Source organism: Psychrobacter sp. 1Y4 (assembly GCF_051847555.1).
On the sequence record NZ_JBPYDE010000002.1, the window covers coordinates 126,368 to 150,222 of the forward strand.

The window sequence follows — 23,855 nt, forward strand, 5'->3', positions numbered from 1 at the left end:
ACTACTTCTATAAAAAATCAACTATAATCGATTAGATCTAAGAATAGATTAGCGCTGCTGGGATGAATTTTGCGCCACCTCTGAGACAACAGTACGCAAGTAAAATTTATACCAGTAGCACGTTTAAACTTATAACAATTTCACTTTGGACGACTATATCAAAAACACCCAAATAAAATTGGGCCTATCATAGCATTTAGAATAAGCCATTTTATGACTTTCTACGTTTTTCATACTTTATTCATCAAAAAATTTGCCTACAGTTTTCATAAAAAAAACCCAAAACTGCCTTAGCTTTGGGTTTTCATCAAAAAGAAAACTTACAATAACAGAAACTTGTCACTGGTCTATTAAAAACGCTTTTTAAAATTCTTAGGCGTCTGGTTTTGCAGCTCTTGCATCTGTTTTTGCATCTCTTCGGTGCTAGGCATATTATTGGGATCAAGGCCCATTTGCTTCGCCATTTGTTGCGGGTTCACATCTTTGGGACCGCCCTGCTGACCGCCACCGCCAAATAGAGGACCACCGCCCCCAGCTCCGCCGCCACCGCCCATTAATCCTTGCATCGACTTCATCATCTTACTGATACCTTCAGGCTTTGAGATCATTTTCATCATTTTTGCCATTTGTTTATGTTGCTTTAGCAAACGGTTGACGTCTTGAATCTCACGGCCAGAGCCTGCGGCGATACGGCGCTTACGGCTTGGATTGATCTTATCTGGATTTTTACGTTCAAATGGCGTCATAGAATTAATCAACGCTTCCATTTCACGTACCTTTTCCTCAGGCTTAGCGTCTTCGACTGCCTTTTGCATGTCTGATCCACCCATACCAGGCATCTTATCAAGAAAGCCCGACATACCGCCCATATTTTTCATTTGTTGAAACTGAGTCAGTAGATCCTCAAGGTCGAAATCACCGCCCTTTTGCATCTTTTTCGCCATTTTTTCGGCTTTGTCGCGGTCGATTTTTTGCTCGACTTCTTCAACCAAACTTAGTACGTCACCCATACCAAGGATACGCTGGGCTATACGCTCAGGATGAAAAAGCTCTAATGCGTCTAGTTTTTCGCCGCGACCTAAGAACTTAATCGGTTTACCTGTAATCGCACGGACAGAAAGTGCAGCACCGCCACGTGCATCACCGTCGGTCTTGGTGAGGACCACACCAGTTAATGGCAATGCGTCGTTAAAGGCTTTGGCAGTATTGGCCGCATCTTGACCCGTCATCGCATCGACCACAAACAAGGTCTCAGATGGATTAACCGCCGCCGTCAGCGCCTTAATCTCATCCATCATAGTGTCGTCAATGTGCAAACGACCAGCCGTATCGATGATTAAGATGTCTTGATACTGGATCTTGGCTTCTTCAATGGCGCGCTTAGCAATATCAATAGGGTTTTCATCAATGCTTGAATTGACAAACTTGGCATTTACTTGACCGGCGACCTGCTCAAGCTGTTTGATCGCTGCTGGACGATATACGTCCGCTGAGACTAACATGACTTTTTTCTTTTGGCGCTCTTGTAGATATTTGGCTAATTTACCTGCAGTAGTGGTTTTACCTGCACCTTGCAAACCTGCCAGCAAGTAGACTACAGGCGGTTTACCTGTCATCTCAAGCTGCTGATTAGCGCTGCCCATCATCTCGGTCAGCTCATCATGGACAATCTTTACAAAGGCTTGTCCTGGTGCTAGCTCTTTGAGTACTTCCGCTCCGAGCGCTTGCTCTTTGACGCGTTTGACAAAATCACGGGTTACTGGCAAGGCGACGTCAGCCTCTAACAGTGCCATGCGCACTTCGCGCAAGGTGTCTTTAATGTTGTCTTCAGTCAGTTGTCCTGTGCCAACGATATTGCGTAGGCTTGACGACAGACGTTCTGTTAAGGTATCAAACATAAATAACTCTCAGTTAAACAGTTAAAATATTTTTATCAAAAGGCTTTTTATCAAAATATATACAGCCAAAAAGCACTTTATTAATGAGGGACTAAATAAAATAGTTTGGAATACTACTCACTTAATTTGTGTACAATTTATCCAAAAACCACCACTTATTGATACTAGCGTATAATTTACGCTTTTAGCATTTGTAGGTTTGGTAACAACTGCCTTAATAGTCATAAAGAATAATGAAGATGATTCTCAATTAGCCTTCATTTTATGATAAATTGAACGATTATTCTAATAATACCACTTTAGCAATAAATTGAGCGGCGATTTTGCGCTCATTATGGGATGAGGTTTTTTACCAGTGCACCTTGTGTTTATCGTTGCCAGTATGGCTTATATATTGGTCAGTATCCATATCAGTTGGGCACTGACAAAAAATCACCTTATACATAAGGGTTTAAGCCTAGGTTTATTAACCGTTGGTATGCTTGCCCATGCCGCGCTATTGTACCCGTATGTCGTTACGTTATATGGATTAAATTTTAACCTATTTAATATAATCAGTCTCATCAGTCTATTTTTCTTATTCTTTTACGTACTCTTTTGCCTGTATCGCCCTATTCTTAGTCTCGGTATTTTAGCGGCGCCGTCGGCACTTATCGGCATGACGATAGGCTATGTTGGCCGCGCACCCTATCAACCGTTAACTGATGTAAGCATCGGACTTGAAGCACATATTTTATTGTCACTGGCCGCCTATTGTGTCCTGCTAATGGCTGCCCTACAAGCGCTATTTTTACGTCTGCAGATCCGTGAACTTAAACACCACACCATTCATCGCTTTTGGGTGAACAAACTACCGCCTCTACAAAGCATGGAAAGCCTATTGTTCGATATGATATTGGTAGGCTTTATCATACTAAGCATTGCGCTAGGCATTGGCTTTATCTACGTACAAGATTTAATGGCACAGCACATTGTACATAAAACAGTCTTTAGCTTGCTGTCATGGATATTGTTTGGCGTACTATTGATAGGTCATTGGCGCGCAGGCTGGCGTGGCAAGCGAGCGGCTAACATTACCTTTTATGCTTTTATCTTATTAGCAGTGGGCTTCGTTGGTAGCAAGTTTGTTTTAGAGCTGGTGTTATAAAACACTCTCTTTATCAAAACTATTTAATCACCAATTACCGACAATCTTTTTTAATTAAAAACCACTGTTTTATTACCTGTCACTATAACTCGGTTTTGCACATGCCAATTTACAGCGCGAGCCAATACATTGCGTTCAATATCACGGCCAATAGCACGTAACTCTATCACACTTTGGCGATGAGTCACACGGTGCACATCTTGCTCAATAATGGGTCCTTGATCAAGCTCCGCAGTGACATAATGCGCAGTCGCTCCAATCAGCTTAACGCCTTTTTCATAAGCCTGACGATATGGGTCAGCCCCCACAAATGCGGGCAAAAACGAATGATGAATATTGATAACCTGCATCGGCCAGCGTTCGATAAAGTCAGATGATAATATCTGCATATAACGCGCCAATACTAACAAATCATTACCTGCCATCAATGTATGAATCTGCTCTTCTGCCTCTACCTTATTATCTTTAGTCACTGGTACATGATGAAACGGTATACCGAAGTTTTCGACCGCTTGGCGCAAGTCAGGATGGTTACTCACTATCGAGGTAATCTGACAATCGAGCAAACCTCGCTGATGACGCCATAACAAATCTAATAATGCATGATCAAACTTCGATACCAAGATACCGACTTTCGTCTTAATTGCATTGTCATGTAGACGCCAAGTCATGTTGTGGCGCTTGGCAACAGTATGTGCAAAGCTGGCCTCAAAGTTTTCAATAATCTCACTTAAACCTGCTAATGCAAACTCCAGACGCATAAAGTATTGCCCGCCTTCATGAGCGGTAGAGTATTGGTCAAGGGAGATAATATTGCCGCCATAGCGATGAATGAATTCTGATACTGCCTGTACAATGCCTGCTTGATCGCGGCACTTAATCAATAATGTAGCGGTATCAATAGCATCGAGAGGGAATGATGCATTAGACACAGCGTGCGATAAAGCACTTGATGAAGTCGTCGTTTCAGTATCTGACATAGAGCACCCAACCTAAAATAGAATAATTGCTTTTTGTATTTTAATAACCACTAAGAGCGTAGCAAATTCACTATTCTAATTGTTTTTACCACTTTTTGCTGAATGTATTTCGTTATTGAGATTATGAATGTAAAAACCCCCAACGCGAGGTTGGGGGTACGTATTAAATATCAATGATATAAGTAAATATTGTAAATCATTGCTCAATTTTGATAACTTTAGAAAAACCAAAACCGTTGTTATTTACAGTTACAGTTGAACCAAGTTCAAACGCTTTATTGAAATCTATTATATATGTATCAAACCCTGCATTTGGCTGATTACCTGATTGCTCACCATTAATTGTTACGTTGTAATTTGGCGAATATGGAGATAAAGTTACTCTTGTACGCGGTATATTCTCATTTATCGTCACACTCAAGCTATTGGTACATGTAGCACCACCCGTACCAAACGGACTTGCATTGTTAATCCAAGGAGTTATTAAGGTAGAACCATTTATTATTAGGTCATCTACTGAAGTTGGTAGTTGGTAGTTAATGCTTTGTGTGTTTTCACTACCATTGACAAAGGTTGAAGCATCAAAGCGTACTTTTACCCAGTTCGAATAGCGTAGTGGGTAGCGAATATCAAAGTCAGCGCGACCTTCATCATCTGTGATAAATGAGTAACCATCTTCTGAAACAGTGCTACCAAGAATAGTGACTGGATTAATAGCTTCAAGCTTACCACTAAAATTTTTATCTTCATTTAATATAGGGTCAGAATCTTGATCTAGCGTGTAATTGTAGTTAGCATCTTCCGTAGGATACCAATCAGACTTTAACGGTACTGGTGTTTTTTCAGAGTACGTTTGAGGCTCTGGTGTTGTAACCTGAATCACCTTACCATTTTCGTCTAATTCCTCGATATCAGCAGCTTGATAAGTAGTTGTACTATCTAACAGACAATATACACCTTGTGCATATTCAGTAGCGTAAGACTTAATTGACACTTCCTGATTAGGCACAGCACGTCCCGAACCGTCCATCACTGAAATTGAAACACGTTTCGTATAATAAATCGTATCAGAAGAAACTACATTACTAAAGGCTAACGTGGTATAGACCGCTTCTTTTGAAACGGTAATGTTGGTGGTCTTACTACCAATACTTGCATTGTCTTGTAACAAGCGTGCATTGATAATCACACCACCAATCGGTGAGCTAGCATTGGCTTGATAAACCACTCGTGCCTCACCTCTGCTATTTGTCACTGCCGTAGCAGCTGACAAACGTCCTGCTGATGAATCTGCCGCACGACTAAACACGACCGTTTGGCCCTCTACAGGAACATCGTTTTTGTCCTTCACCGTAGCAACAATTTCAGTACTACCACCTGGCGTAATAACGGATTTTACTGCTTGGAACAGCATTTTCGCAGGTGTAGTGGCACGGAAGCGTGTATCGACGGTAGTTTGATACTTAGGCTGACCATTAACATTTTCACCCAGTACAGTTGCTTGTAGTACCGTAATACCAGCAAGCTCTGACGTTAAGGTAACAGGTATCGTAATAATATTGCCACTTATGTCATTGGCAGCAATAGTTTTGGTAACGATGACATTATTGCTAACAGCACTACCACTAGCAAACTTACCTAGTGTGGTTTGCACCTCGACTTGCTTACCAATTAACTCCGCTGCTTGAGCATCTGTATCACGACGTATTTGAACCTTAATGGTATGGGCTTTATTGACATCGTAGACATCTGTAATATCGATAAAGCTGATACCTGCCTGTGAGACTTTAACCAAATCAATACTGCTGATACTGCGCTGAATATTGACACGTTCCTCACCAATAGCGCGAGCAAATACACGTAAGTTACCATTGCTATCAAAGCTCAAATCAGCTTCGTTAATATTAAATACTGCTTGACCATTTGCATTGCTAATAGCAGTCGCACTAGAGTGGATAACATCACCGTTCGCGTCGACTAACTCCATACCAGCATTGGCAATAGTACGTCCCGCACCATCCACTAATGTGGTTGTAATAGTAGTAGAAGCATCATCTTTTAAATTGGCTTCTGTCGCAGCAAGCGTAATCTCTGTGCCAACTGCTGATAAGCTTAACGACTTCTCCTCACGCACTTGCATACTAACATTACCATCCTCGTCATATTGCGGCGTGACGATTTTGGCGTTAATCACGACACTATGATTAAGGCGTGCATTGACATTATTGGCCGTTAGTAACACACCAACATTTATCAAGCCACTAGCATCAGTAGTTACCATGCTTGGCGTAGATAGAGCGGCCCCGCTAGCTGCTAAGTTTTCTATATTTAATTGAACTGGCACCCCTACCAAGATGCCACCACTGCTATCGGTTACGCGGAAAGTGGCGTTAGTTTGATCGCCACCAGTGTTTAAAGTAGGTTTGTCAGAAGAAACTAGAATTTGATAGCTATCAATACTAGTAGAATCTACAGCTACAATGTAGTTTTGCTCCAACTCAACATTTTCAACAGTTGTTGTCTTGGCAGTTAAGCGAATACCAGCTTCTTCTAAAATAGCTTGATTCACGCTAGCACCGTCTGTGAGTGTAAGATCAAAACTAGCGACGCCATCGTTGTTAGTCGTGGCTTTGCCATTAGCAATGTTCACGCCAGTCTTAATAGGATCATCGACATTTAAGCGCACTTCACGTCCTGCGATACTACCTTTTTTATCAGTCACGCGTACAAATACTTTGAACGTATCCCCTTGAGTGTTAACTACTTTGTTTGCACCAATGCTCAAGCTCTCTTTGGTACCCGTTGGTGTAACGGTGTTAACGGTAACGGTTTGCGTAGCGATATTACTACTAGAGTCAGCAGCTGATAATCCCACGACGAAGCTACTACCAATAGCCGCCTTTTGCTCAGTGGTTAAGTCGTTGGGTACAGCAATGCTAAATGTCGCTTTGCCTGAGTTGTCAGTGGTCTGGTTACCACCAGAGACCAAAGCAACTCCTTGACGAACAATAGAGGCTGGAAGAGCAAGGAATACTTTTTGTCCATCTACAATATTGCCTTTACTATCCTTTGCAATAACCTCAATCTGACTCTCACCGCCATTTAAATTAAGTGGTTTTAATGCACTGCCTAGTAAAGAGATAGCGGCGGTCATAGATTGTACTTTAATTTTGACCTGCTGCTGCTTTCCAGTTAATGTTTCTGTTAAGGTAGCAGTTAATACTGTTTTGCTAAGCGCCTCTTTTTCTGCATCTGTTAATCCGCCTCCTACCACAACATTAAAATCAACCAAGCCATTGTTATCTGTATTAGCAACAATATTTGATGAGCCAGTTTGATTATTGATGGTTAATAAACTTGCCAACGACTTATCGTCGAGGGTAAGTTTGACTGGTTGATTGGCTACTTGTTCGCCTGATGATTGATTATTGAGCTGTGCCTGTATTTTAGCAACACTACCAGCATTATTAAGAATATAGCCTGCTTGGTTATCAATATTATTCGTTGCATTCAAAATGTTTAGAGAAACGGTAGGAGTAACGATATTAACTTTTTGTATTTCAGACTTATAAGTAATATTATTTTCAACGTAAGATAGCTGATAATTAATTCCTACGCTTTTGAGATCAGCGCGCTGCTCGGCAGTTAGATTGTCTGGTATCTGAACGACGAAAGTTGCATCACCGTTGAAATCTGTAGTCGCTGTCTCTTGAGCAATAGTAACGCCATAAGTTTGTGCTTTAGCGCCTAGTTGAATATCAACTTTTTGGTTTGCAACGGCCTGTGCTTTACCTTTAGCCGTCAGCCTAACATTAATGTTGCCGCTACCACCGAGCTCACTGATTGTTGGAGTTATGATAGTGTCAAACTCAATACTGGTGTCTGGTTGTTCAACCTTGATGGCCTGAGTAATTTTGGCTTGAGTACCATCTTCATCAGTTAAGACAGCAGTATAACTGATGCCAGACTTTATCAATTGGTCACGCTGAGCGGCTGTCAAGCTTTGGTCAATTTTGACCGTGAATGTCGCTACGCCAGCATCGTTAGTATCCTGCTGATTACCAACGATAGTTACGCCTGCGCCTTTATTGATAATTAGCTTTACTGAGCGAGCATTTGCAGCGCTACCATCTTTACGTTTACCAATAACCTGTAGCTTAAACTGCTCATCTAAGACGCTAACGATCGCTGGTACGCTTTTGGCTGTCAATGTTATATCACTTTGTCCAATGTCCGAGCCAATAGTAATGCTTTTACTACTTGCCGTACTGCTAACGCCAGAATCTTCCACAGCGTTGATACTTAAGACAAAGCTTGCCGCTTTTTCTAATGATAATTTTTGTGCTTCATTCAGTCCTGAAGGTACACGCACTATATAGCTTACAATACCCTTATCATTAGTAGCTTGTTCAGCACTACCGTCAATAGTCAATAAGCCTTTACTAGTCAAAGCCGTTGGTAGAGTCGCTGAAACCAATTGATTGGCTACTGCTCCTCCATTTTTACTATTGACTCTAAAACTAATCACTGCACTACCACCAGAGCTTGAGATTTGTTTTTTGTCACTTCCTTCAAAACTCACTACGTTCTTTGCAACTGGTATTTCAACTGAACTTTTAAATGTTTTAGGAGTGATTGAACGATTGGGTTCCGACAATGTCACTGTATAGCTGATGCCATCTTCAGCGAGCATTTTTCGTATAGACTCCTTAAGGTTAGGTGCTATCGTCAACGCAACAGTCGCTTGACCTTTATCATCTAAAGTCAGCTGATTGGTTGCCAGATTCACACCATTAGGTGCATCATTAAGCTTGACAGTGACTTTAGCGCCGTTAATATTGGTTGATACGCTACTATTTTTTGGCTTAGCAGTAAAAGTCAGCTGTTGTGTATCACCATAAGCACTAAGTGGCTCTGCGCTATTGGTCATGCTTAACTCATAGTCAGATACAGGCAACGCTATAGGTAAATAGCCTGTATCTTGTTTGGTAGCACCATTTTGCTCTTGGATACTGATAGCATATGCAATTCCTTCACCTTCGAGCAATGCAGTAAGCTCTTCTTGCAATGCCTCAAGCTTATCCGCATCTTCATCTGTCCAAATATTCTCTTCTATTTTAATATTAAAGGTTGCCATGCCATTAGCATCAGTAACTTTACCATTACCCCCTACGATAGATATACCCTTAATACTATCAATACCGAGTCCAACTTTTACATCTTGAACACGAGCACCATTGTTGTTTTTAGCAATGACAGTCAGCTGGGCATTATCTCCATAAGGGTTTAGAGTATTATTAGAAACTGAAATTGTGCTTAATGAAGAGGTGATTTCAAGCTTACTTTCAGTGACTTGTGTACCATCGCCACTGCCTTCTTTGCTTACTGAAACCTTCAACTCTTGCGGTGCAACAGCTGTACCATCTGCTTTCTCAGCAGTAGCCAATAAAGTAAAGCCTTTATTTATCAGTTCGTCTTTGTCATCAACTGCTTGCGGATTGAGCTTGAGCGTATATACAGCATTACCGTCATTATCGGTAGCTTGAGTACTCTGACCTTCGATAGTAATGCCGTTGGTTTCAGAGTCATTTACTTTTAAAGTAACTGCTTTGCCAACCATTGCTCCACCAGAGTTTTTCTCAACGGCTTTAACAGTAACAGTAAAGAGAGTTTCTTCATCCGATAGCTCAATAATGGATGGTAAGGTAGTAAGCTTTTGCAAAAAGAAATCAGGTTCAGTATCTGGAACTTGTTCGCCCCCACCATTATTCCCATTACCCCCGTTACTACCACCTGATCCTGGCTGCTCAATACCTAAATCAGGTGCAGGTGCAACAGAATCTACTGTGTCACCATCACCCCCTCCACCACAACCTGCTAATGCCAATGCACAAGTCAAAGAAGTAAGTTGAAACAGCTTAGAAGTAAAAGGTAGCGAGCTATGTGACATGTTTTGGACTCCGAATCCGAATCAGCTATGATATGTTCAAAAATACAAGCAAGAATCGTACCCAATCTATAAATGCATAATAAAAATAGATAAAGTTACATTCTGTTTACTCTATATATATAATGTATTAAAATTATAACGGTAACCTTACTGACTTTTGTTGTAACTTACAACTAAAAATTATACCTATAAGTTAAGTAATCAATCACATAGCAGTGTCAATTCAAGGTATAATGACGCTTCTATAAGACGATGTTTATCGTAAAATAATTTGAGTATTCACTGATTTTATGGTATAAATGTCGGCTTTAAAATTTTCTGAATTGGTCACTCTGTTATTTGCCTTTATATGACAGTAAAACCAGCTCAACCTTCATATAGTTTTGTTTGGTGCAAAGCTGCTGCTTGCTGTGTCCATGCCGCAAATACGCGCAACTTGCCCAGACTGGTATGAGAATCCCTCATACCGCATAGATTAGGAGTTCGCCATGTCTAGAGTTTGCCAAGTGACTGGAAAGCGCCCTATGGTGGGTAATAATGTTTCGCACGCAAACAACAAAACCCGTCGTCGCTTTCTACCAAACCTTCATAACCATCGTTTTTGGGTAGAGTCAGAAAACCGTTTTGTTCGTCTACGTGTGTCTACCAAAGGTATGCGCATCATCGACAAAGTTGGTATTGATAAAGTGTTAGCAGATTTGCGCGCACAAGGTCAAAAAGTTTAAGCCACGCGCTTATCACCACCATCTAAAGGAAAGCTATCATGAGAGATAAAATCAAGTTGGTATCGACTGCTGGTACTGGGTATTACTACACTACCACCAAAAACAAGCGCACAATGCCTGGCAAAATGGAGATCAAAAAGTTTGATCCTAAAGTACGTCAGCATGTGATCTTTAAAGAAGCAAAAATCAAGTAATAGTGATTGCCTTATTATTTGACCATAAAAAAGGGTTTATCAATTGATAAACCCTTTTTTATGGTCTGTAATTTAGCTTTTTATGAATAAACTGCTATAGTTTCACTCATCGCACATTAACTATAATGCGTGGGTTCTTTATCATAGACATGCGCATGCCATTGACTCATCTGTTTTTGCATGATGACCTGAATTGCAGCATGAATCATATGCTGACCGATCGCTTGAGTATCACTACCGAGCAGCTCTTTGAGCTTGTCCGAAAAATCAATCGTCATCAATGGGGTGTCGTCCTGCTCAGCATCACGTAACAATAATCTGCCGTCATCACTTTCTACCAATTCAAGAGTCGTTTCTTTACCAAATCCTGCAAACTTATCTTGGTTGTCGTTGTCTACTTCTATCTCATTATCGATATCGTATGGCATCTAATATGTCCTCAATTATACTGTCTCATCGTTGCATAGAGTTTTTCGTCTCAGGACAATATGAGTAAATGTATCATACTCATACAATGGACGCTTTGACGCTATAATTCAAGGGTAATAATGCAACTCCTATGCAATAACAAGCATTCAAAGAAATTATACTAGCCTAGTAATTAACGCCAATAGCGTAACTTTGCTAAGGTAAATAGCAAAGCGACAAACATACCAAGGTAATACATTAGTTTAAGCTCTAACGCTGGATCACGGTATTTGAAAGGTAAAGCAATGGTGGCAGTAGCAGTAGGTATAATGATGAGCATCAATAGCCAGCTCTCAAAAACATGTAACCAGCCTTGCAACCCTGTACCATGACTTAACGACGCCAATCCTAATAATAGACAAGCAATGATAAGACTGGTAAACAAAACGTTGGGCAGATCTTTTGGGTAAATAATATTCGCAATACGGGTGGGCATAATTTGCATATAAAATTCCAGTCAAGACTAGGGTATATCCTCAATCTGAACGAGTGAACCTCTGATAAGCTAAAAATGAGGACCCGCCCTAAGATCATGACTTAACAATGATAAAAACCTATAAATGGTATGAAATCTAACTATAAGTACCCATCAACCATAACATTGCAATACAGGAAGTCAGATAACCTAGACTTATCGCATTCCAGCCTGCAATGTCAGTACCATTAACCTTGTTAAATACACGCGCGCCAAGCCAAAAAAGTAACGGAATACCAACTACAAAAGCAGGGACTATCACCGCAGCATGGCGTAACACGTCTCCGACATCATCCCCCACCATTAAGCGAAAACCATATCCAGCAAGGCTTAGTATCAACGAAAATACTGCTAGGCCAATGGTGATTCCTTTGGGTACTAAACTGCGTTTTTGTTGCTTGTCAGGCGAATTCTTATCGCTTGTTACTGGTGAAGTTGGCTTATCCATAATATACCCTTATGTGAGGTAAAAATATTCTTACCAGTATCTTTATGACGGCTAGTTTGCGCTATTTACTAAAGACAACTCTTGACGCATGGCCGTGATAGCAGCTTGATAATCATCTTGATTAAAGATAGCAGAACCTGCCACAAACATATCCGCACCAGCTTCAGCGATAGCACGAATATTGCTCGCTTTAATACCACCATCGACCTCTAATCTAATATCACGGCCGCTCGCATCAATACGCTGACGGACTTCGCGCACCTTATCTAGTGTGCTTTCAATAAACGACTGCCCACCAAATCCAGGATTGACGCTCATCAGTAAAATTTGGTCGACTTTATCCATCACATAATCTAAATAATGCAGTGGCGTAGCCGGGTTTAGTACCAAACCACATTTCGCGCCGCCATCTTTGATTAGTTGCAAGGAGCGATCAATATGCCCACTAGCTTCTGGATGAAAAGTAATAACGCTAGCGCCCGCCTCCAAGAACTGCTCAATCATACCATCGACTGGGCTAACCATCAGATGTACATCAATGGGTGCATCAATACCATAATCACGCAACGCCTTACAAATCATACTACCAAAGGTCAGGTTCGGTACGTAATGGTTATCCATTACATCAAAATGTATGACGTCGGCTCCCGCTTTTAAGACAGTATCCACTTCTTCGCCCAAACGCGCAAAGTCAGCAGATAGTATTGAAGGGGCGATTAGATATTGTTTAGACGGGCTAATCATAATTGAGCTACCTAGTTAATGTTTTGATGAATTGATAAGTTTGGTAAATTGATAAAAACGAGAAGGCTTACCTCAACATTATTAATGCTAGATAAACCGATAAACTTTCTATTCTAAAAAATAATGTCTTGAAAGCTTATGCTTTGAAAACTATACCTCTAAAACTGATGACTTTAAAATTGCTGTCTTAAAACTACTATCGTGGCTTGTATTGGGTTTTACAATAGGCACGGCCTACTTCAAAAGATCGTTTTGCTTCATGCTTAGTGGCGCGACCGGTTACACGTTGACGCCATAAACGAAAAGATGAGGGTTTTAGCTGTTGACGCATCAACTTGATAACATTAGCTTCACTAAGTCCATAAGTGTGCTCTATAGCGCCAAAAGGCGTTCTATCTTCCCATGCCATCTCTATCACACGTGATATTTGCGCGGCATCCAGTATTTTATCAACCGCTAGAGTATCTGATCTTGACTGCAACTGATCTGAGCTCACAATATCTAATCTAAGCGTGTCTTTGGCCTTATTATTGGTTGCTTGTTTTTTTCGTAAAGCTGTATCTATGTCAGCCTGCATAGTAGCAAGTGATGATTGAACATGCTGCTGATTATTTAAGCGCTCACCTATGGATGACGCTTGATGATATACCATAAACTCTTACCTTTTATGCATGAAGCATTTATTTAACCAAGCTCTATTTTACATCAATAATGGAGCTTGGTTGAACTATCCGCTAAGCCATCTATCTACAGTACAGTCACAAAAACTGCTTTATAAATAATAGTTTAGAGTAAATTTAGAGATAAAGGTAAGTAAGTAACTAACTCAGCTGCGCCATGCGCCAATGATGTTCAATATGATCATTGATTACGGTTTGGATAAAGTAATAGCTGTGATCGTGACCTGCTTGATAGCGTAGTGTTAACGGCTGTTTGGCCTCTTCACAAGCTTCTTGTAGCTTAGGCGTTTGTAGCTGCCCTTCTGCTAAGAAGTTATCAGCAGCACCTTGGTCAACTAAGAGACTTGAATACTTACGACCGACGCTTTTGATCGTTTGCGTTGCATCAGCTTGCGTCCACTGCGCTTTGTCATCGCCAAAGTATTCTGTATAAGCGGCCTCCCCCCATGCTGACTCACTGGCCGCGCTTACTGGAGACAATGCCGACACACTGACAAACTTACTTGGAAATTTAAAACCGAGTAATAATGCGCCATGACCACCCATAGAATGGCCTGTGACACCGATACTGCTAATAGGAAACTCAGAACGAAGCAGATCATATAACTCATCAACGATATAACTTTGCATGTTAAAGTTTTTAGCCCATGGCGCACAAGTTGCATCGACATAATAGCTTGCGCCTTGACCAACAAAATAACGCTCATCGTTTGGCACGTCATCATCTTCGCTACTTCTAGGAGAAGTGTCTGGCGCGATAAATATCATGCCAAGCTCGCTACATCTTTGTTGAAAATGCGCTTTATGAGTGACGTTGTCAGCATTACAAGTCAAACCTGATAGATATAAGATGGCAGGACAATCCTTTCCTGCTAGCGCCTCATCTGGCAAATAGATACTAAACGTCATTGACGTTTTGGTCGCTGTCGATTGATGACTGTAATAATGCTGTTCGCCATCAAAGCAGCGATTCACGCTTTTTTGTGTGAGCTGAGTATTAGTAGATAAACTGTTGTTATAAGAATTGTTCATAATGACTATCCTTTTTTATTGAACTTAAAATAAATCATGCTTTATCGCGTCAACCAATAAGACAATGATAACATTTTCAGAAATGACGGACGTAGTGATAAGTAAAACGAAAGATACGTCATTGTGAGCAAAATCAAACGCGCGATCACATAAGATGATAATAGTGGCGAGCATAGTAGATCGCTACTATGACTTAAACAAAATGACGCTTATTCATTACTTTGCGCCGGACATAGCAGTGCTTTTATTACTATTGATAGCATCATCATTGATGGCATTATTATTAATAGTATCTTCAAGCATTGCGCCGCTGGCTTCCGTATTATTAGTAAGATGCTCTACCGAGGAGCGCGTTTTATCAAACAATACTTTTTCAAACGCTGGTAATGCTGTCTCCATCAAACTACCGACGACCATTTGCGGGTCTGATGACTCAAAGCCCATAAAGTTTTCGCGCTCGCTAACACGTAGACGCGCATCCTTAAAGGCTGCAGCAAAACTGGTGTTTTCACGTAAACTTTCTGCAAAAAATGCTTGACCAAAGTAGGTCATCTCAGCCGTATTGGTACAGCCAAACGACATCTTATCAGCAGCTGAGGCAGTAATTATCACGGTAGTTGGCGAAGCCAACTCATCAATAAACGAACCAGAGTAGCAAGCGGACACTACAATCACACGCCAGCGAATACCCGAAGCGTCAAGCGCCTCTCGTAGCCACGTAGCATCTAAATTATCCATCTCAAGTGGCGGGTTAGATAAATGAATAAAGTCTTGGTCACCATGTGAAGATAACGCCATGAATAGAACATCTTCGTCAGCATCCATTTGCTGACCGATTGTTTTTAATCCCTGTAAAATACTAGTCTTAGTCGCGACTGGCTCGTCCAGCCAGCTATAAGTATTGTTGATGAGCGCCAATGATTGACCACTAGTGCCAAAGCGCACATCAAACAATTCTCGCACCTTATTTATTTCAGAACGAAAAACGTTTTGCTCAGAGAACCCTGCCACTCCCATAAAGTACCAGTCATTCTTGCCAGCTACATTTGGATCAATACTTGTTAATGCTTGTTGTAATAGACGTGGCTGCTCATACAGTGCTGCCTCCTCTAACACAGGCTGTATGGGTATCTGCTTAAAAATAGGTTGATCTGCGACATTACGCTGCCAAATGGTTAGTAATGCTACCGCTCCCAATAAAATAGTAATGCGCTCCCACCAGGGGGTACGCTGTCTTCGGGCAAATATCCATAACAATGCTAATGTTTGCCACAAGAACAACACTAAAAACAATATCGGTAGAAAAGAATAGCTCCAATCCGGTAACCACCCATGACTACCCAAAACCTGTACGATGCTCTGCAGCAGCGCAGATAATGTGTCAGCTACCAACCATAGCACCACTGGTACAAACACCAAGGTATGATTACCAGAACGCCGCGCCAGAACGATACCGACCAAAGAGATAATAGCAGGCCAAATTAGATAACTGACCAATCCTTGCTCATTAAAGACACTACCAGCTTCAGCAGCCAACCAAGAAAATAAAACGTTGCTGCCTAACGCTAATAAGGCAAATAGCACAAATTGTATAAATGTTGGCTTTACCCAAGAAAACGCACGCGTTGACCCTACCAACATCCAAAGAGCAGCAATAATATTGGCAGCGAAGTTGAGTGAAAAGCGCTGAAGGGAAACGGTTTTTAGCGACGAGAGTGGCAAAGACTTAGACCTCTATCTAGTCGAGACAAATGGTTACCATCATATTGATAACATAACCTCATAGTTTATCTTGCTAATCTATCGCGATTGTAACGGATTGTCAGCTAAGACGATAAGCATGATTTGTAAAATACCCTATAAAATACTGAATTAAAAATCAAACAAAAAAAGGCCTTGAAACCAAGACCTTTTTTAATTCAATTAATAGATATTATTTCATCAATAGCTCATTGACGCGTTTAAGATAAGCCGCTGGATCTTCAAGCTGACCGCCATCTGCTAATAACGCTTGATCAAAGATCACTTGCGCAAGGTCATCAAATTGCTCGCTGCTCTCAAGCTTTTTGATTAGCGGGTGCTCAGGGTTCACCTCAAGCGTGGGCTTGCTCTCTGGTACTTCCTGCCCCATTTGCTGCAGCATTTGAATCATTTGTGGCGACAACTCACCCTCACCTACGACCAAACAAGCTGGACTATCGACCAGACGCGTCGATACTTTGACATCCTTAGCTCGATCACCAAGCGTCGTTTTTAACTTATCGACAACTGGCTTCATGGTTTCTTGTGCCTTCTCAGCCTCTGCTTTTTCTTCATCGTCCTGCAAGTCGCCTAAATCTACCGCACCTTTTGCAATGTTCTGCAATGGTGTTTCATCAAACTGCGTCAAGAAGTTCATCGCCCATTCATCAACGCGGCTGGTCATCAAAATAACTTCGATGCCTTTTTTCTTAAATAGCTCAAGTTGTGGGCTATTTTTTGCAGCAGACAAATTGTCGGCTGTTAGATAGTAGATGGCTTTTTGTCCATCTTTCATACGCGCTTTGTAGTCCTCAAAGCTGGTCGCAACCTTATCGTCAGTGCTGGTTGCATAACGCAGCAATTTAGCAATACGCTCTTGGTTACCCATGTCTTCGCCAAGACCTTCTTTGATCACATCGCCAAACTCACTATAGAACTGGGCGAACTTTTCTTGCTTGTCATTATCTTCGCTATTGGCAAGGCTTGCGAGCATGGTGAGGATTCGGCGCGCGTTACCATCACGGATAGATTTTACATCACGCGACTCTTGTAGCAGCTCACGGCTGACGTTCAATGGTAGGTCTGCTGAGTCGATAACCCCTTTCACAAAACGCAAGTACATCGGTAGCAACTGCTCAGCATCATCCATAATAAAGACGCGTTTGACATACAGCTTAAGACCATGCTGCTGCTCACGCGTATACAAATTCATCGGCGCTTTTTTGGGAATATAAAGCAGTTGCGTGTACTGTACACGGCCTTCAACGCGGTTATGCGTCCAAGTTAGTGGCTCATCCATGTCATAGGTGATGTTCTTATAGAAATCGACGTACTCATCATCTTCAATCTCAGATGCTGAGCGCGTCCATAGTGCACTAGCCTTGTTGATGGTTTCCCACTCATCAGTAAGTACCATTTCACCGCCAGCAGGTGCGCTGTTTTCTTCTGAATCGTCACTGTCATCAGCGACATCTTCTTGCCAAACTTCTTTACGCATCTGAATGGGCAAGCTGATATGATCTGAGTATTTATTGACCAAACGCTTGATTTTACCGCGATCAAGGTAATTGTCTTCGCCTGCGCTATATTCTTCTTTTAAGTGCAAAGTGATGGCAGTGCCACGCTGTGCTTTGTTGATTGTCTCAACGGTAAAGCTACCAGTACCGTCTGATATCCAGCGCACACCTTTATCCGCAGGCTCACCTGCTTTACGTGATTCAACGCTAATCTTATCTGCCACGATAAAGCCTGAGTAAAAACCAACACCGAACTGTCCGATCAATTGACCATCTTGCTTTTGCGACTCAGACAGCTTATCTAAAAATGCTTTGGTACCCGACTTGGCAATCGTTCCTAAGTTTTCGATGGCATCGGTTTCATTCATACCAATACCGTTATCAGTAAAGGTAATGGTTTTAGCATCGGTGTCGACTGCGATACGGATTTTTAATTCCCCATCGTCTTCATAAAGGCTGTCATCATTGGTTGCTTCAAAACGCAACTTATCACAAGCATCAGAGGCGTTTGAGACCAGTTCACGCACAAAGATGTCGGCATTAGAATACAGCGAATGGGTCACCAAATGTAGTAACTGCGCCACTTCTGCTTCAAAAGTATGTTTTTTTAATTCAGGGGTACTTTCAGTAGCGGTACTGCTATTAGCATTAAGATTATCCGTATTTTTATTATCCGCTTGGGCCTGCTCACTCATAAAAACTCCTATTATTTATACCAAAAATGCTGTAGCCAGCATAGATTAATCACAAGAACATCAAGTACCAGCAGATGAGCGCAACTTATGCACAAAACTGCGCGGTAAATACTGCTAGGCTGATTAATCAAATAGGGGCATGGGCAAAAATTTCAAGTTCAAATAACCTAAAAACAATTATTAGTCGTAAAAAAACCGCCCTAGTTTTCTAAGGCGGTACTTTTAGATAAATTCATACAATTTGCAGTCTATAGACAACTAGGCAGATGACGTGCAGGATCTGTATCCCGCGCTGCCATCGCATCTTCGACGGTCATGCCCAGCGCCTTGGCCACGCCTTCGCCATAAGCAGGATCACACCAGTTACAGTTGCGAATGTGCCGATACTTAATAAAGTCTAGAGCATCACCCATTGCTCTTGCAGTATTGTCGAACAACATCTGTTTTTTCTCATCATTCATGAGGTTAAACAATGCGCGTGGTTGACTAAAGTAGTCGCTGTCGTCTTCACGAAAATCGTAATGCTTGGCATAACCATCAATCTTGAGTGGTGGTTCAGCATAGTCAGGCTGATCTTGCCACTGTCTAAAGCTGTTAGGCTCGTAGTGCGGTAGGCTACCATAGTTGTCATTGGCACGGCCTTGGCCATCTCGCTGGTTACTTGTCACAGGACAACGTGGTTTGTTCACTGGAATTTGCTTGTGATTGACGCCCAAACGATAGCGCTGAGCATCGGCGTAGCTAAATAAGCGAGCTTGTAGCATGCGATCTGGTGAAGCGCTGATACCTGGTACAAGATTATTAGGTGCAAAAGCCGCTTGCTCTACATCTGCAAAATAGTTGGCAGAGTTTTTATTTAATTCAAACTCACCCACTTCTATTAGTGGATAATCGCCTTTTGGCCATACTTTAGTCAAATCAAAAGGATGGTAAGGCGCTTGATCCGCCTCTACCTCTGGCATGATTTGCACATACATTTTCCATCTTGGAAAGTCGCCGTTATCGATAGCATTGAGCAAATCTTCTTGATGGCTTTCGCGGTTGCTTGCGATGATATCAGCGGCCTCAGCATCGGTTAAGTTCTTGATACCTTGCTGAGTGACAAAGTGAAACTTCACCCAAAAGCGCTCATTATCACGATTGATAAAGCTATAAGTGTGCGAGCCAAAGCCGTGCATATGCCTATACGAAGCTGGCAAGCCGCGATCACTCATCGTAATAGTCACTTGGTGCAAAGACTCGGGCAATAGTGTCCAAAAATCCCAATTATTGGTCGCAGAACGCATATTGGTACGTGGGTCGCGCTTTACCGCTTTGTTTAAATCTGCAAACTTGCGCGGGTCACGGACAAAGAATACTGGGGTATTGTTACCTACCATATCCCAAACACCCTCTTCGGTATAAAACTTTAGCGCAAAGCCACGAATATCACGCTCAGCATCGGCTGCCCCGCGCTCACCTGCAACGGTACTAAAACGCGCAAACATCTCAGTCTGCTTGCCAACTTCGCTAAAAACTTTGGCCCGAGTATATTTAGTAATATCGTTGGTAACAGTGAAAGTACCGAACGCACCAGAGCCTTTAGCGTGCATACGACGTTCTGGAATCACCTCACGATTGAGATCAGCCAGCTTTTCATTAAGCCATAAATCTTGTGCCAGTAATGGACCACGCTTACCTGCGGTCATACTATTTTGGTTATCTACCACTGGGGCACCATTGCTCATGGTGAGCTGGGTAGGATCATAAGGGCATCTTTTATCGCTCATTGTAGGGCTCCTTTAAGGAATAAATTAGAGACTGACATCCATCATTGCATCTTATATATGACTTATATATGACTTATTGTCTTACTAATTCCTATTAGAACCGATTTTCAACTATTAGTATAATAAATTAAACGCATGTTTCCGTTTTGATTTTTAGAACATAAATTGGCTCTTAACATAAAATGGGTCCTTCATGGTACTCAATTTGAGTCAAGTCGACCAACTACATGTCAGTTATAATTAGTGCGGCATTGGGCGAATCGTCAAAATCTGCTCACTGCGACCAAAAGGCCCATGTACATCATGCAATACTGCACTGGTCAGTCCTATCCCATCATCGCCGTACTGTTGCACCGCTTCGATACCAAGCCAGCGACCTTTCGGTGCGCGATGCATATGAATTTGCAAATCAGTATTTGGGAACATCCATTGAGCAGCTGACAGTTCTATGCCAAGTCGAGGTACGACGCCATTAGCCGTGTCAACCATACCCAAAAGATGGACCAAGTCATCAGTGGGTTCACCTGCTACCATTTCGATATCATTGGTTATCCAGACCATACCCTTGCCTGGCCGACGCTCTGGAGCAGCGACCAACCGCACGCTTTCAATAAAACCGCCCGGCCAACCTTTCATATCTCCCCAAACAGGCAGCTCGTCTGGCTGATGCAAGGCCTTCTGATCTTCTAGTCCTGCGACAGCACTGGTATCTTGAGTCATCAAACGCCAAGCGCGCGCAATAATACAATTACGACCACGACTACTCATGACTGCTTCTATTAATTCAATAGTCTTGCCTGGACGAATACAACGGGTAGTAACAGTAAACTCATCAAGTGGAATCAGTCCCAAGATATCAAGACTAATACGAGCAACTCGCATATTGGCTTGCGGTACAAACTTTTCCAATTCGACAGTCAATAACCCAGTCGCTGGCGCCATATGCTGCTCATGCTCGTTCCAAGCGCCTTGTGCATGCTTGGTTGGTTGATAGTGTGCCACGCAACTACCATCGGCTTGTTGCTCGCGGTTTATAAATTTATAGTAAGCTGACATAACCATCCTTAGTTTTTGAATGTAGTATTTTTAGATATAGTGTTTTTAGATGTCGTAAGGTTGTATAACCTATAGAATACTCGAGCGTTGGTCTACCTTTACGCCCTATTTAGTAAACTCTTGTTTTTTCATCTTAAGAATCTTGCGGCTCTTTATCATCAAGAACAATAAGAAAATGACAGTGGCGATTAGAAGTCCGTAAAAAAGATTGTATTCTTTTATAAAGTGCACTGTGTTTAGACCAAGCAACATGACCAGCAGCCCAATGACAAACATATTAACTGTTAATTGTCTGTTAATCTCATCAAGTGTCGCCTCTGACAATACAAATCTTTTTTTCTGTTTTTTCATGTTATTTTGCCTATTTACCTACTTGGGTAACTGGGATACGTAACGCTTTTGGCAAACTAAACGTCACGTTTTCTTCGATACCTGACAACTCACTGGGCAAATCACCACCCCAGTCTTGAAGCTGTTGTAGCACTTCTTGAATTAACACTTCAGGTGCAGACGCGCCAGCAGTCACCCCAACACTTTCAATCCCCTCAAACCATTGACGATTCATCTCACTGGCATTATCGATCAAATAAGCGCGGCAGCTCATACGTTCTGCCAATTCACGCAGACGATTAGAGTTCGATGAGTTTGGTGAGCCTACCACCAAGACGACTTCGCAGCGTCCAGCCAAATCTTTGACCGCGTCTTGTCGGTTTTGAGTGGCATAGCAGATATCATCTTTGCGTGGCCCTTGAATACTAGGAAATTTGTCGCGTAATGCATCGATGACACGCGCGGTATCATCCATTGACAGCGTGGTTTGGGTAACAAACGCTAAACGTTCGGCATCTTGTACCGTCAATTCTTTGACATCGCCCTCGTTTTCGACCAGATGTATTTGCCCGCCATGACGACGGTTAAAGCGTCCCATTGTACCTTCAACTTCAGGATGACCGGCATGGCCGATCAGCACTGCATCCATACCATCCTGCGCAAATCTTGCAACCTCGATATGTACCTTAGTGACTAGTGGACAAGTGGCATCAAATACAGTCAGGTCACGGCGTGTTGCCTCATCTTCAACGGCTTTTGAGACGCCATGCGCTGAGAAAATAACGATTGAGCCATCTGGCACTTCATTGAGCTCCTCAACGAATACAGCACCGCGATTGGCTAAGTCTGAAACCACAAACTTGTTATGTACAACTTCGTGACGTACATAAATAGGGGGCTCAAAACGCGTTAATGCTTCGTTAACAATCGCAATTGCGCGGTCCACACCAGCACAAAATCCGCGTGGATTAGCAAGATAAATTTGCATAAGACGGCCTATCATTAGATAATTTAGATTCTAAACTTGAATTCAAAAAATTAGAGTGGAACAATACGCTACTTTAGCATAATTTGCTTTTATTGCCTTCTAAAATACCATAGTCGCAATCGTCATAACTTTGACAGGATTACTCATCAATACGACGATATCAAAAGCAATTTATAATTATTAAAGTAGACGTAATTGTTATTAGTCGTACTTGCTATCGTTTTACATGATGGCATTTTCTTTTTTTACCAGTCTTTATCTGCTTACTTATTTGATTACTCATTTATTACTAGGACACACTGTATGACAGGTTCATTGTTTATTATTACTGCAGCCTCTGGTACTGGCAAGACCTCACTGGTCAAACAGTTACTTGCTACCACCAACGATCTGACTGTCAGTGTCTCTCATACTACCCGTCAGCCGCGACCTGGGGAAATTGACGGTCATCATTATCACTTTACTAGTGTCGATGTTTTTACTAAAGCTATCGCTGAAGGTCAGTTTTTAGAGCATGCAGAAGTCTTTGGCAACTACTACGGCACCTCAGAGCAAAGTGTACGTACGCAACTAGAAGCAGGCGTTGATGTTATTTTGGAGATTGATTGGCAAGGGGCGCTGCAAGTCAAAAAGATATTTGCTGAAGCAATCATGGTGTTTATCTTACCGCCAAGTGTGGCGACATTGCGTCAACGTCTATCGACACGTGCGACAGACAGCACCGACGTCATCGAACAGCGCTTAGCAGGTTCAGTGAACGAGATGTCGCAATATGTACATGCCGACTATGTGGTGATTAACGACAATTTTGAGGTGGCGTTAACAGAGCTAAAATCTATCATCGTAGCAGATAGACAAACGCTAAGACGTCAACAGCAACGCTATAGTCGCGTCATTACAAACCTATTGTCAGACCCAGCTGACCAATCATAAGTCGATTGATTAGTGCTGTGGTACTTAGAATATAAGGTATAAAAAGCAACTGCGCGTTTGAGTAAATAAATGCTATAATAGCCAAT

At 41.9% G+C, this 23,855-nt stretch carries 19 protein-coding genes; 4 read left to right on the forward strand and 15 right to left on the reverse strand.

From position 1 onward, the window contains the following. Positions 1 to 350: 350 nt before the first annotated feature. On the reverse strand, positions 351 to 1,898 hold the full coding sequence (gene ffh, locus ACS8FC_RS02010) for a signal recognition particle protein (RefSeq protein ID WP_439295723.1): 1,548 nt from the start codon (positions 1,896 to 1,898) through the stop codon (positions 351 to 353). 355 nt (positions 1,899 to 2,253) lie between these two features. Here ffh and ACS8FC_RS02015 point away from each other — a divergent pair, with 355 nt between their 5' ends. Next, positions 2,254 to 3,045, forward strand: coding sequence for a cytochrome C assembly family protein (locus ACS8FC_RS02015; protein ID WP_299217531.1), 792 nt, complete (start codon positions 2,254 to 2,256; stop codon positions 3,043 to 3,045). Between the two features lie 50 nt (positions 3,046 to 3,095). Here ACS8FC_RS02015 and purU read toward each other — a convergent pair whose 3' ends face one another. Further along, the gene (purU, locus tag ACS8FC_RS02020; protein WP_439261841.1) at positions 3,096 to 4,025 is read right to left on the reverse strand and encodes a formyltetrahydrofolate deformylase; all 930 of its coding nucleotides are present in this window, start codon (positions 4,023 to 4,025) and stop codon (positions 3,096 to 3,098) included. 196 nt (positions 4,026 to 4,221) lie between these two features. Continuing rightward, a complete protein-coding gene (locus ACS8FC_RS02025; RefSeq protein ID WP_439295724.1) occupies positions 4,222 to 9,975 on the reverse strand; it encodes a hypothetical protein in 5,754 nt (1,917 codons plus the stop codon). A gap of 488 nt (positions 9,976 to 10,463) precedes the next feature. Here ACS8FC_RS02025 and rpmB point away from each other — a divergent pair, with 488 nt between their 5' ends. Together rpmB and rpmG are read left to right on the forward strand one after the other, a co-directional pair. Continuing rightward, on the forward strand, positions 10,464 to 10,700 hold the full coding sequence (gene rpmB / locus ACS8FC_RS02030) for a 50S ribosomal protein L28 (protein ID WP_075100488.1): 237 nt from the start codon (positions 10,464 to 10,466) through the stop codon (positions 10,698 to 10,700). Between the two features lie 38 nt (positions 10,701 to 10,738). Then, positions 10,739 to 10,894, forward strand: coding sequence for a 50S ribosomal protein L33 (gene rpmG, locus ACS8FC_RS02035; protein ID WP_010201403.1), 156 nt, complete (start codon positions 10,739 to 10,741; stop codon positions 10,892 to 10,894). A gap of 116 nt (positions 10,895 to 11,010) precedes the next feature. On the opposite strand, the gene ACS8FC_RS02040 is transcribed toward rpmG, so the two are convergent. The 12 genes from ACS8FC_RS02040 to ispH form a co-directional block, all read right to left on the reverse strand. Continuing rightward, positions 11,011 to 11,322 carry a hypothetical protein gene (locus ACS8FC_RS02040; protein WP_439295725.1) on the reverse strand — a complete coding sequence of 104 codons (312 nt, stop codon included), beginning with the start codon at positions 11,320 to 11,322 and terminating at the stop codon, positions 11,011 to 11,013. A 173-nt stretch (positions 11,323 to 11,495) separates the two neighbouring features. Continuing rightward, positions 11,496 to 11,807 (reverse strand): hypothetical protein, encoded by a 312-nt coding sequence (locus ACS8FC_RS02045; protein ID WP_299217542.1) that lies wholly within the window; start codon positions 11,805 to 11,807, stop codon positions 11,496 to 11,498. 127 nt (positions 11,808 to 11,934) lie between these two features. Further along, positions 11,935 to 12,285 (reverse strand): hypothetical protein, encoded by a 351-nt coding sequence (locus tag ACS8FC_RS02050; protein ID WP_439261846.1) that lies wholly within the window; start codon positions 12,283 to 12,285, stop codon positions 11,935 to 11,937. A gap of 51 nt (positions 12,286 to 12,336) precedes the next feature. Next, complete coding sequence (rpe, locus tag ACS8FC_RS02055; RefSeq protein ID WP_439295726.1) at positions 12,337 to 13,029, reverse strand: ribulose-phosphate 3-epimerase; 693 nt, start codon at positions 13,027 to 13,029, stop codon at positions 12,337 to 12,339. A 196-nt stretch (positions 13,030 to 13,225) separates the two neighbouring features. Next, positions 13,226 to 13,474, reverse strand: a complete 249-nt coding sequence (locus ACS8FC_RS02060; protein ID WP_439262134.1) for a TIGR03643 family protein — start codon at positions 13,472 to 13,474, stop codon at positions 13,226 to 13,228. A 376-nt stretch (positions 13,475 to 13,850) separates the two neighbouring features. Further along, positions 13,851 to 14,741, reverse strand: coding sequence for an S-formylglutathione hydrolase (gene fghA, locus ACS8FC_RS02065; RefSeq protein WP_439261850.1), 891 nt, complete (start codon positions 14,739 to 14,741; stop codon positions 13,851 to 13,853). Between the two features lie 216 nt (positions 14,742 to 14,957). Continuing rightward, positions 14,958 to 16,463: a C13 family peptidase gene (locus tag ACS8FC_RS02070; RefSeq protein WP_439295727.1), complete on the reverse strand. Its 1,506-nt coding sequence runs from the start codon at positions 16,461 to 16,463 to the stop codon at positions 14,958 to 14,960. 211 nt (positions 16,464 to 16,674) lie between these two features. Further along, the gene (htpG, locus tag ACS8FC_RS02075) at positions 16,675 to 18,693 is read right to left on the reverse strand and encodes a molecular chaperone HtpG (protein WP_439261854.1); all 2,019 of its coding nucleotides are present in this window, start codon (positions 18,691 to 18,693) and stop codon (positions 16,675 to 16,677) included. 248 nt (positions 18,694 to 18,941) lie between these two features. Further along, positions 18,942 to 20,462, reverse strand: a complete 1,521-nt coding sequence (locus ACS8FC_RS02080) for a catalase (protein ID WP_439261855.1) — start codon at positions 20,460 to 20,462, stop codon at positions 18,942 to 18,944. A gap of 240 nt (positions 20,463 to 20,702) precedes the next feature. Then, complete coding sequence (locus ACS8FC_RS02085; RefSeq protein WP_439261857.1) at positions 20,703 to 21,518, reverse strand: thioesterase family protein; 816 nt, start codon at positions 21,516 to 21,518, stop codon at positions 20,703 to 20,705. A 105-nt stretch (positions 21,519 to 21,623) separates the two neighbouring features. Next, complete coding sequence (locus tag ACS8FC_RS02090) at positions 21,624 to 21,869, reverse strand: hypothetical protein (RefSeq protein WP_058369367.1); 246 nt, start codon at positions 21,867 to 21,869, stop codon at positions 21,624 to 21,626. 10 nt (positions 21,870 to 21,879) lie between these two features. Then, on the reverse strand, positions 21,880 to 22,836 hold the full coding sequence (ispH, locus tag ACS8FC_RS02095) for a 4-hydroxy-3-methylbut-2-enyl diphosphate reductase (protein ID WP_058369368.1): 957 nt from the start codon (positions 22,834 to 22,836) through the stop codon (positions 21,880 to 21,882). Positions 22,837 to 23,139: 303 nt separating this feature from the next. Between ispH and gmk the strand changes: the two genes are divergently transcribed. Then, on the forward strand, positions 23,140 to 23,769 hold the full coding sequence (gene gmk, locus ACS8FC_RS02100) for a guanylate kinase (protein ID WP_439295728.1): 630 nt from the start codon (positions 23,140 to 23,142) through the stop codon (positions 23,767 to 23,769). Positions 23,770 to 23,855: the final 86 nt, after the last annotated feature.